The organism is Marinobacter sp., assembly GCF_041686475.1.
GTDB lineage: Bacteria > Pseudomonadota > Gammaproteobacteria > Pseudomonadales > Oleiphilaceae > Marinobacter.
The window spans coordinates 15097-25016 of record NZ_JAWLDU010000044.1 but is presented as its reverse complement, the minus strand read 5'-3'; the positions used below and the strand labels follow the sequence as shown (position 1 = coordinate 25016).

The 9920-nt window shown below is 56.6% G+C and carries 6 protein-coding genes; all 6 read right to left on the bottom strand.

From position 1 onward, the window contains the following. Window positions 1-81 precede the first annotated feature (81 nt). The gene (locus ACESMB_RS10990; RefSeq protein WP_372971546.1) at window positions 82-831 is read right to left on the bottom strand and encodes a CLCA_X family protein; all 750 of its coding nucleotides are present in this window, start codon (window positions 829-831) and stop codon (window positions 82-84) included. A 144-nt stretch (window positions 832-975) separates the two neighbouring features. Continuing rightward, window positions 976-2898, bottom strand: a complete 1923-nt coding sequence (locus ACESMB_RS10985) for a PHA/PHB synthase family protein (protein ID WP_372927487.1) — start codon at window positions 2896-2898, stop codon at window positions 976-978. A 101-nt stretch (window positions 2899-2999) separates the two neighbouring features. Next, window positions 3000-4217: a polyhydroxyalkanoate depolymerase gene (locus ACESMB_RS10980; RefSeq protein WP_372971545.1), complete on the bottom strand. Its 1218-nt coding sequence runs from the start codon at window positions 4215-4217 to the stop codon at window positions 3000-3002. A 132-nt stretch (window positions 4218-4349) separates the two neighbouring features. Beyond that, window positions 4350-5855 carry a protein adenylyltransferase SelO gene (locus ACESMB_RS10975; RefSeq protein ID WP_372971544.1) on the bottom strand — a complete coding sequence of 502 codons (1506 nt, stop codon included), beginning with the start codon at window positions 5853-5855 and terminating at the stop codon, window positions 4350-4352. 85 nt (window positions 5856-5940) lie between these two features. Further along, complete coding sequence (locus ACESMB_RS10970) at window positions 5941-9036, bottom strand: efflux RND transporter permease subunit (protein WP_372971543.1); 3096 nt, start codon at window positions 9034-9036, stop codon at window positions 5941-5943. Continuing rightward, window positions 9033-9920: efflux RND transporter periplasmic adaptor subunit (locus tag ACESMB_RS10965; RefSeq protein WP_372971542.1), on the bottom strand; the 888-nt coding region annotated here is incomplete at its 5' end. The genes ACESMB_RS10970 and ACESMB_RS10965, both read right to left, overlap by 4 nt.

The window sequence follows — 9920 nt, the reverse complement described above, 5'->3', positions numbered from 1 at the left end:
CCCGCCCCATTTGCCAGTCTGCCGTGTGTAAAAACTTTGGCATGCTACATTCCCTGGGTCAGTTCGAAACCGTCGGCAATTCTAGCCGGCTTTGGCCTGTTCCCGATACAGCGCGGCGCCAAGTCCCGCGAAATAGTGCTGGAAGGCCTCGTTAATTCGCTGGCGCTGGGCACCCTCCGGATACAGCCCTGCTTTTGCCTCGTCAGAGTACACGGTGCCCCGCACCAGGAAACTGTTCCGGGGCTGGCAGTCTTCAACAAAGGCTTCGAATGCGCGGGCACAGAGCTCTTCCGGCCTGGCGTAGTAAAGCACTTTCAGCCCTGCATCTGCTTTTTGTGAGGCGCGGAACAGCTGGCTGGGTGCGGTGCCGTCGTCGTTCAGCAGGATGGCCTGGAAGCAGGCGTTCAACCGCTGGTTCAACGGGTGTTCTTTCTGGCTTGCACTGCTCAACCAACCGCTTGAAGCAAAGCCATGCTTTTCCAGATTCCGGAACGCCCTCTTGCCCATGTAGTGATCGAAAGCGTGGAACCACTCATGGGCAAGGCTGCCGGCACCGGCGTTTTTGGCCAGGGCCAGTTGTCGGGTTGCAGGAATGTAGTGGGCTGAAACACCCCGCTGGCCGCCGATGCCGTATTGCAGGCCCAGGGTGCTGCGCAGGGAGATCAGGGTTTCCGGCCCTTTGAGGATGGCCATGAGATCACACAGCGCCTGGTAAAATCGCACCGCAGCCCTGTCACGCTCCTCGGGCGTTACCCAGCGACCGACCTCGATGCTACGAAACTCGAACTGCCGCCTTACCGTGACAAAGGAAATCAGGCCCTGCCCTGTCATAACAATTCTCCCCGCTTGGGTGCCTTAACCACACAGACTGCCCAGAATACTGTTTATGCGTACAGTATTCTGGGCAGCGATGGAAGACGAGTCAACCCTGCTTCTGTCGAAGCAGGGTCTATACGGGGAACGGCGGTCTGAGGATCAGCCTGAGTCCGCCTTGGCGGCGGGTTTGCTGGTTTTTCGGCGTGAGGAAGAGCTTCCAGCTGCCGGCTTACGGGTGGTGCGTTTGGCAGCAACGGCTTTGGGTTTCGAAGGCGTTGCAGGAGCGGGTTCATTACGCAAATAGGAGCCAGGCGCCGCTTCAATAACTGGCAATTCCCCCTCACCTGGCGTTCTTGCCGCCACTTCGTCGCCACCGAACTGCTTGGCCCAATCGACCCAATCCGGCCACCAGGACCCTTCATACTCTTCGGCGCCAGCCAGCCATTCATCCGGTGACAGATCAGTATTCTCGTTAATACGGTAACCGTACTTGTGTTTGTAAGGTGGGTTGATGATGCCGGCTATGTGGCCAGAGCCACCCAGCACGAAGCGAACTGGTCCACCCAGGTAACGGGACCCTTTATAACAGGACACCCAGGGTGCAATGTGGTCTTCAATCGCCGAGGCGAAATAGGCAGGCACTTTGATCTGCCCGAGGTCAATCGGCGTTCCGGCGAGAGTGATTCCACCAGGTTCGACCAGCCGGTTCTCAAGGTACATGTTGCGCAGGTAGAAACTGTGCATGGCGCCCGGCAAACGGGTGGAGTCCGAGTTCCAGTGCAGCAGATCGAAAGGCGGTGTTTCACGCCCCATCAGGTAGTTATTGATGTAGAAAGACCAGATCAGGCTGTTGGCGCGCAACATGTTGAAGGAGGAAGCGATGGACAGACCATCCAGGTAGCCCTGCTTCTTCATGGCCTTTTCCATCTTGGAAATCATGTCCTCGTCGATGAACACCTTGAGGTCGCCAACGTTGGAGAAATCCAGCATGCTGTTGAAGAAGGTGGCGCTTTTCACCCGTTCATCGCCGCGCGCTGCCAACCAGGCGAGCGTACAGCCCAAAAGGGTTCCACCAATGCAATAGCCAATGGTGTTTACTTCGCTCTCACCGGTGGCTTTCTCGATGGCGTCGAGTGCCTCCACCGGGCCTTCGAGCATGTAGTCCTCGAATCCCTTGTTGGCGTGTTCCTTTCCGGGGTTAACCCAGGAAATGACAAATACGGTGTGACCCTTTTCGACCCAGTAGCGGATAAACGACTTTTTCGCACCCAGGTCCAGAATGTAATACTTGTTGATCCAGGGCGGTATGACGAGAAGGGGTCGACGATGCACTGTCTCGGTTGTGGGCCGGTACTGGATCAGCTGCATCAGATCATTCTGGTAGACGACATCACCCGGCGTGTCTGCCAGGTTCACCCCAACCTCGAAGGCATCCGGATCGGACATCCTGAAGGACATCTGGCCATCGGCTTTATCCAGGTCTCTCAGAAAATTGGCAAAGCCACGCACCAGGTTGCGGCCCCTGGTGTCTACCGTCTCCCTCAACACCTCGGGATTGGTCAGAACGAAGTTGCTCGGCGCGAGTGCATCCAGAACCTGGTTGGTAAAGAAGCGGACTTTGTGCCGGTCATGCTCATCAAGGCCACGAACATCGTCGATGGTGTCATTAATCCACCGATCCGACATCAGGTAGGCCTGCATGAGAAAATTGAAATAAATGGTGTCGTGCCAGGAATCGTCCTTGAAACGGGGATCACCCCGCTCAGGGGTCGCCACCCGCATGGGCTCCCGGCTGATCAGGCTCATCAATGCGCTACTGCTCAGAATGGTAGTGTTCTGCAGCAGCCGCATTTCGGCGGTAATGACCGCATCCGGCTGAGTGGCAAACTTTGCGGTGAAACGGACGAAGGGTTTCGCCAGACTCTTCACGCTTACCGGATTGGGACGGCCACCTTTAAGGCGCCTGAGCACCGAGCGGGTAACCAGGCGGGTACCATGCGCGCCCGCACTCATCAGAGACTGGCGCACCGTGCGGAGCTCCCCTCCACTGACAGGCACTGACTTTACAGACTTCTCAGACATCTTTGTTCTCCCTGATTCACCGCCACTGAGAGACGGTGAGCTCTTTATTTTCAAATTAGCAGAGGGCAGCAATTGCAACAAGACACCTGGGCAACTGAGAGTCAGGCGCTGCGAATGAACTTCTGCAGCCTTGGAGCAATTTCTTCGCGCCAGCGACGGCCATTAAACGTGCCGTAGTGCCCAACTCCGGGCTGCAAGTGATGAACCCTGCGCTCGTCGGGAATGTTGGTACACAGTGCGTGGGCAGCTCTGGTCTGCCCCGGGCTGGAAATATCGTCCCTCTCGCCCTCAATGGTCATCAACGCCGTTTTACGAATGGCTTCCGGCTTTACCAGCCGGCCGCGGTGCCTGAAGGAGCCCTTGGCAAGCTGGAATTTCTGGAAAACACGCTCGATGGTGTCCAGATAATAAGCGTCTGGCAGATCCATTACCGCTAGATATTCGTCGTAGAACTCCCTGTGGCGGGCAACTTCCTGTTCGTCATCATCACGAATGGATTTGAACAGCCCCCGATAGGCATCAACGTGGCGATCAAAATTCATGTTGATGAACCCCGTCAGCTGCAGGAAGCCGGGGTAAACCTTGCGCATGGCGCCTGCATGGGGCGCCGGCACGGTATGAATCAGGTTACGCCTGAACCAGGACAGTTTGTGTTTCTTTGCCAGCTCGCAGGGTTCTGTCGGATCAACCCGTCCATCCACCGGGCCGCTCATCAACGCCAGAGAACGGGGCGCTGACGGATGATCATCCTGGGCCATCAGCGCAGTAGCCGCCAGCACCGGCACTACCGGCTGGCAGACCGCCAGAACATGAGTATCTGGGCCAATGTGTTTAATAAAATCAATAACGTAATCAATATAGTCGTCGAGCCCGAAGTTGCCTTTTGTAATCGGTACCATGCTCGCATCACGCCAGTCCGTAATATAGACGTCATGATTCGGCAGCATCGCTTCCACGGTTCCCTTGAGAAGCGATGCAAAATGGCCAGAAAGCGGCGCTACAATGAGCAGTTTGGGGTCATCCGGACGATTCACATTACGCTGGAAATGTTTCAGCTGGCAAAATGGATTGCGCTTGACGATGACCTCGTTAACCAGAACGGTTTCGCCGTCGCAAACCGTGGTATCCAGATTGAAAGCCGGTTTGGGATACCGCCGGGTCAGGTCCTCAAACACGTTGAGTGCCGAGGCAATGCTGCGGGTTCCGGGAACCCTGGACAAGGGATTCAGACGGTGACGGAGCATTTTGCTCTGGGTGCTGGCCAGCATGCGCGCCGGGGTCAGCGCGAGGCGGCTCATTTCATGCGTTAAATACATCATGGCGCGAATTATCCTGAGTGAGTTCGGTTAATCTGTATCTTTGCCGCTACTCCGCTCCTTTGGATGCTGTTTTCTCCGGCTTGCGAGGCCGACCAGTGCGGACAGTTATCTTATCTTACGCCTATTTTGCGATCAGCGCGAAAGTGCCGGGTTATCCTCTGGCGGATGGCAATACGTGTGATCATCCGGTTCTTCGAATGGGCTTCTAACCGCATTCAAAAAACCGTAGAACTCACTGAAATCCTGATCGAGAGCTCGCTCGATCACCCGTTCAATCACATGGTTACGGGGAACGACCAGAGGGTTAGCAGCCATCATGGCCTGAAAACACTGCTCAGAGCTTCGACCTGTCAGAGTCAGCCTCAAATGCCAATGCCGATACCAATCGAGATAACGGCCAGCCTCCGAACCGAACAGTGCCGCGGTTATGCCGCCGCCGTCAATATCGTCGGCGAGTTTGTGGAAGAACGAGTGGTAGTCGATTTTGTGTTGAGCCAGCAACTGCCGAAGATCCCGAATCAACTGGCGATCTTCGGGCATCGCTCCGTCGAGGCCAAGCCGCGCTCTCGTCAGGTCCAACAAATAGTCCTCGTAACGAGGCCGGAACTCCTTTACCGCCCGGGAAGCCTCTGCAACCGCCCTGGCCTTGCTGCCATGTAACAGCCCGACGAGAGCTTCCGCCAGTCTTGAGAGGTTCCATTGAGCAGCAAATGCCTGATTATTATAGGCGTAGCGCCCTGTGAGATCACTAGCGCTGAACAGAGCGTCGGGGTCATAATGGTCAAGAAAGGCGGATGCGCCATAGTCTGAAGTTTCTCCCGCCAGGGACACTTTATCGGTATCCATTTCCCCATGGATAAAACCGATATTCACCCAATGCGCCACCAGTTTTGCCTGCCTGTCTACTGCCCAACGCAGTAGCGAAAGATAGGGATCCGGCCTCGTCATCAATTCAGGGCAAAGCCTGGCAATGGTGTAATCCGCCAGAGCCCGCAAGGCGCCCTGCTGTTGACTCCTGGCAAAGTATTCAAAGGTTCCAATGCGAATGTGACAACTCGTCACTCTTGCCATTACAGTGGCTGGCTGAGGATTATCAAGACTGGCAAACTCTCCTGTCGTGGTCAGGGCCAAAGCACGTGTAGTAGGAACGCCAAGCGCGTGCATGGCCTCACTCAGGAGATATTCCCTGATTGCAGCGGCAAGGGGAGAACGTCCATCCCCACTCCGGGCAAACGGAGTCCTCCCGCAACCATTCAATTGAATATCCTTACGCTGTTGGCACCTGTCAATTACCTCGCCAACCAGAAGTGTTTGTTCATCTCCAAGTTCATGTACGAATTCACCAAACTGATGACCAGCAAAGGCGGTTGCAATGGGCTCAGCGCCCATGGGCAGTCGATTGCCGGAGAACAAATCAGATAGCAGCCCGTGATCATCCAGCAAATCCGGATCGTCCATACCCAGATCAACAGCAAGAGGCCGATTCAGAGCAATCAATTTCGGATTGGCGACCGAATCAGGGTCGCAGCGCTTATAAAATGCTCCAGGAAGGCGGGCGTAGCTGTTGTCAAAACACATTCCTGTCATGGATTGGGCCGGTCCTTTGTTTTTCAGGTGAGGTTTGTTAATCGCATTCATCTGAAATTTTCCCAGATTTAATATCGAAACGATACTATTAATCGGGCGCCGGTTTGTCAATTTAATGTTGAAACGCTACCAACCCTCAGCCATGGAACCGATCCCGGGCAGCCTGAATCCATTGGTAGAAAACCGGCACCAGCAGAGTTCCCAGAACAGTTGCGGCAATCATTCCGCCCAGCACCGTCACACCCAGGCTCACCCGGCTTGCTGCACCTGCACCGCTGGCAAACACCAGAGGCAGCACACCAAGCACAAAAGAAAGGGCTGTCATCAGAACCGCCCGGAATCGCAGAACAGCGGCCTGTCTGGCAGCCTCGGTTGTGGGCAGGCCGGACTGCTTCAACTGCATCGCAAACTCCACAATCAGGATGGCGGTCTTGGTCGACAGGCCAATCAGTAACACCAGTCCCACCTGGGCATAGATGTTATTGGCCATACCCAGCAGCCAGAGCCCTCCCATGGCGCCAAACATCGCAAGCGGCACGGCACCGATCACAGCAAGAGGAAGGCTCCAGCTCTCATACTGGGCGACCAGAAACAGGTATACGAAAACGATGGCCAGCAGGAAGATGACTGCCGCCAGATTGCCGGCCTCGATCTCCTGCAGACTCTGCCCTGCCCAGCTGAATTCGTAGCCCTGCGGCAGTTTTTCCGCGAGACTCTCCATTGCCTTTATCGCATCACCACTGGCATAACCGGCGGCAGCCTCACCAGAGAGAGTCACGGAGCGCTTAAGATTGAAATGCTGAATTGTGGAGGGACCGAGCACCGGTTCCAGAGATGCCAGGGTGGTAAGCGGCACCATGTCACCCTGCTGATTGCGCACCTGATAGAAAGACAGATCTTCCGGCCCCTGCCGATAGCTGCCCTCTGCCTGCAGCAACACCCGGTAATTTTTGCCGAAACGGGTGAAGTCATTTACATAAAGCGAGCCCATCTGTGTTTGCAGGGTAGAAAAAATGTCGGAGAGCTGAATGCCCATGGCTTTCGCCTTGTTTCGATCCACCTGCAACAGGTATTGGGGGATATTGGCGCGATAGGTGCTGTAAACCCTGGACAACGCCTCGTGCTCATTGGCCTCGAAGATCAGACCGTTCATAACCTGCGATAACTCGGCGACATCCCTGCCCTGATTGTCCTGGAGCCGGAAGTCAAACCCTGACGAGGTGCCCAGCCCGGGAATGGGTGGCGGGTTGAAGACCATCACCTGCGCCTCCGGAATCGACCAGAGTTGGGACGATAACCTGGGAACCACCTGACCAAGGCCGAGCGCATCATCCTCACGATCCTCCCAGTCTTTCAGCGTTATGATTCCAAGACCGTTATTGGAGTTGGCACCGCCCAACAGTGAAAATCCCGATACCGTGATAAAGTCCGTCACTGCGGGATCTTCCAGTACCCTTTCTGTCACTTTTTCCAACACCGCATCGGTTCGTTCAAGCGATGCGGCATCCGGCAATTGCACATCCACAAAGAGGAACCCCTGGTCTTCCGGAGGTACGAATGCGGCAGGCACCGCCTTGAAAAGGCCGGCACTGACCAGCAGGATGGCCCCCATACCCAGTGCCATCAGGGCACCCTTGCGCAGCAACCGCGTTACCAGACCGTCATAGCCTCTGGTCGTGCTGGTGATCAGTTTCTCAAAGGGGCTCAACCACCGAATGCTCTGACCTTCCCGTCCCAGCAATGAGACACAGAGCGCCGGGCTCAGGGTCAACGCATTGATGGATGAGATAATCACCGCTACCGAAATGGTCACCGAAAACTGCCTGTACAGTTCACCGGTAATTCCCGGCATGAAGCCGACCGGAACAAAAACCGCCAACAGCACCAGGGTTGTGGCAATGACAGGGCCGGTGACCTCCGCCATGGCCTTGGTCACCGCCTCGCGGATGGGCAGTTTTTCTTCATGCAGCAACCGCTCGACGTTTTCAATGACAACAATCGCATCATCCACCACAATGCCAATGGCGAGCACCAGCCCGAAAAGGGTAATGGTATTGATGGAGTATCCTAGTGCCGCCATAACGGCGAAGGTGCCGATAAGCGAGACCGGAATGGCGATACTCGGGATCAGGGTCGCCCGCCAGTTCTGCAGGAACAGGAATACCACAAGTATCACCAGCCCGACGGCCTGCAGCAGGGTTACAACCACTTCATCAATGGAGCGGCTGATGAATTCAGTACTGTCGAAAAGAATACTGTGCTCGACACCATCGGGAAATCCGGTTGACGCATCATCAACGAGTTGCCTGACGTTTTCCGCGACGTCCAGGGCGTTGGCATCCGGCAACTGGTAAATGACAACAAACGCCGTATCCCGGTTGTTCAGCTTGGCCGTTGACGCGTAGGAGCGCGAACCCAGCTCGATGCGGCCAATATCCTGCAGGCGCACGAAGCCGCCATCCGACTTGGCCCGCAGGATGGTCCGGGCAAATTCATCTGGATCGGAAAGCCGCTCGCGGCTCTGTATACTGTAGACAAACTGCTGGCCGGCGGGCACCGGAGCCTGGCCGAGCTTGCCAGCAGCAACGATCTGGTTCTGCTCCCGCAGCGCTGCCGCCACATCCGTAACGGTAATATCAAGTGCCGACATGCGCCGCGGATCCAGCCAGATCCGCATACTGTAGTCTTTTGCCCCCATTACCTCCGCGGACCCGACGCCCGGAACACGTCCGAGCGCCTCAACCAGGTTGTTGGAGGCAAAGTTGCTGAGAAAGACGCCATCCAGGTCAGGCCGATCAGACGTCAGGTTAATGCCCATCAGCATGTTGCCGGCCTGCTTGCTGACCACCACCCCTTGCCGACGTACCTCGTCCGGCAGGAATGGTTCCGCCAGAGCAACACGGTTCTGGACGTTTACCTGGGCAATATCGGTATCGGTACCGCTTTCGAACGTCAGGGTTATCTTCGCCCCGCCCTCACTGGAAGCCGTCGACTCGATATAGATCATCCCTTCGACACCATTGAGCTGTTGCTCAATCGGCCGGATAACCGCTTCCTCGACCACCTGGGCGCTCGCACCCGGCAGGGTTGCCGACACCTGGATCTGGGGCGGAGCCATGTCAGGATACATGTTGACCGGCAGGCCCCGCAGGGCCAGCAGGCCGGCGAGTGTAATCAGAATGGAGATAACAAAGGCGAACTTCGGTCGCCGGATAAAGACGCCGCTGATCATTGGACGCCCTCGCCTTCAACCGCCTCGCCCTCGCCCGAGAGCACGCCCGTTTCCGGATCGATCTGTTTATCAACGGCATTGACCGTAACGCCGGAGCGTACCTTCTGCATGCCCTCCACGATGACCTGCTCGCCCTCTTCAAGCCCGGTCCGTGCCACCACCATGGCTCCCCTGCGGGGCCCTGTGGTTATGAAACGCTGGGCAACCTTTTGCTGGTCGTCTACCACCAGCACAAACTTGCCTTCAAGGGTTTCCTGTACGGCCGCCTGGGGCACAAGAATGCTCGCTTCGCCAGCCTGGCCTTCAACGTGCAGGGTCACATAAAGCCCGGGCACCAGAACCGCGGCGGGATTGGGGAAGAGGGCTCGCATCGCCACGGTGCCCGTGGAAGCGTCGGTGCTGACATCTGCGAAATCCAGTGCGCCACCCTGGCCATAGCGCTGCCCGTCCGGCAGAGTCAGGTACAGTGCCAGATTGCCGGCCATGCTCTCGGCGGCGTCCCGACCGGCACGCCGGTACGCCACAAAATCGGACTCATTAAGCTGAAAAGCGACGTAAATGGGGTCGGTCACCATAACTTCGGTGATTGGGCCGCTCGCAGGGCTGACCACGGCACCAACGTCAAAATTCAGGCTGCCTATCCAGCCATCAAAAGGCGCATGAATTTCGGTGTAACGCAGATTGTCTGAGGCTTTCTCCACAGCGGCCTCAGCAGCCTGCAATCGCCCTTCGGCGGCACTGAAACGGTCCCGGAGCTTATCCAGATCCGCTGCTGAGAGAAAACCCTTGGCTGCGACATCTTCGCCTCTTTGCAGATTTCTTGTGGCCGACTGCAGCTCTGCCCGGGAAGCCGTCAGCTCCGCCTCTGCTTTTCTGAGGTCGGC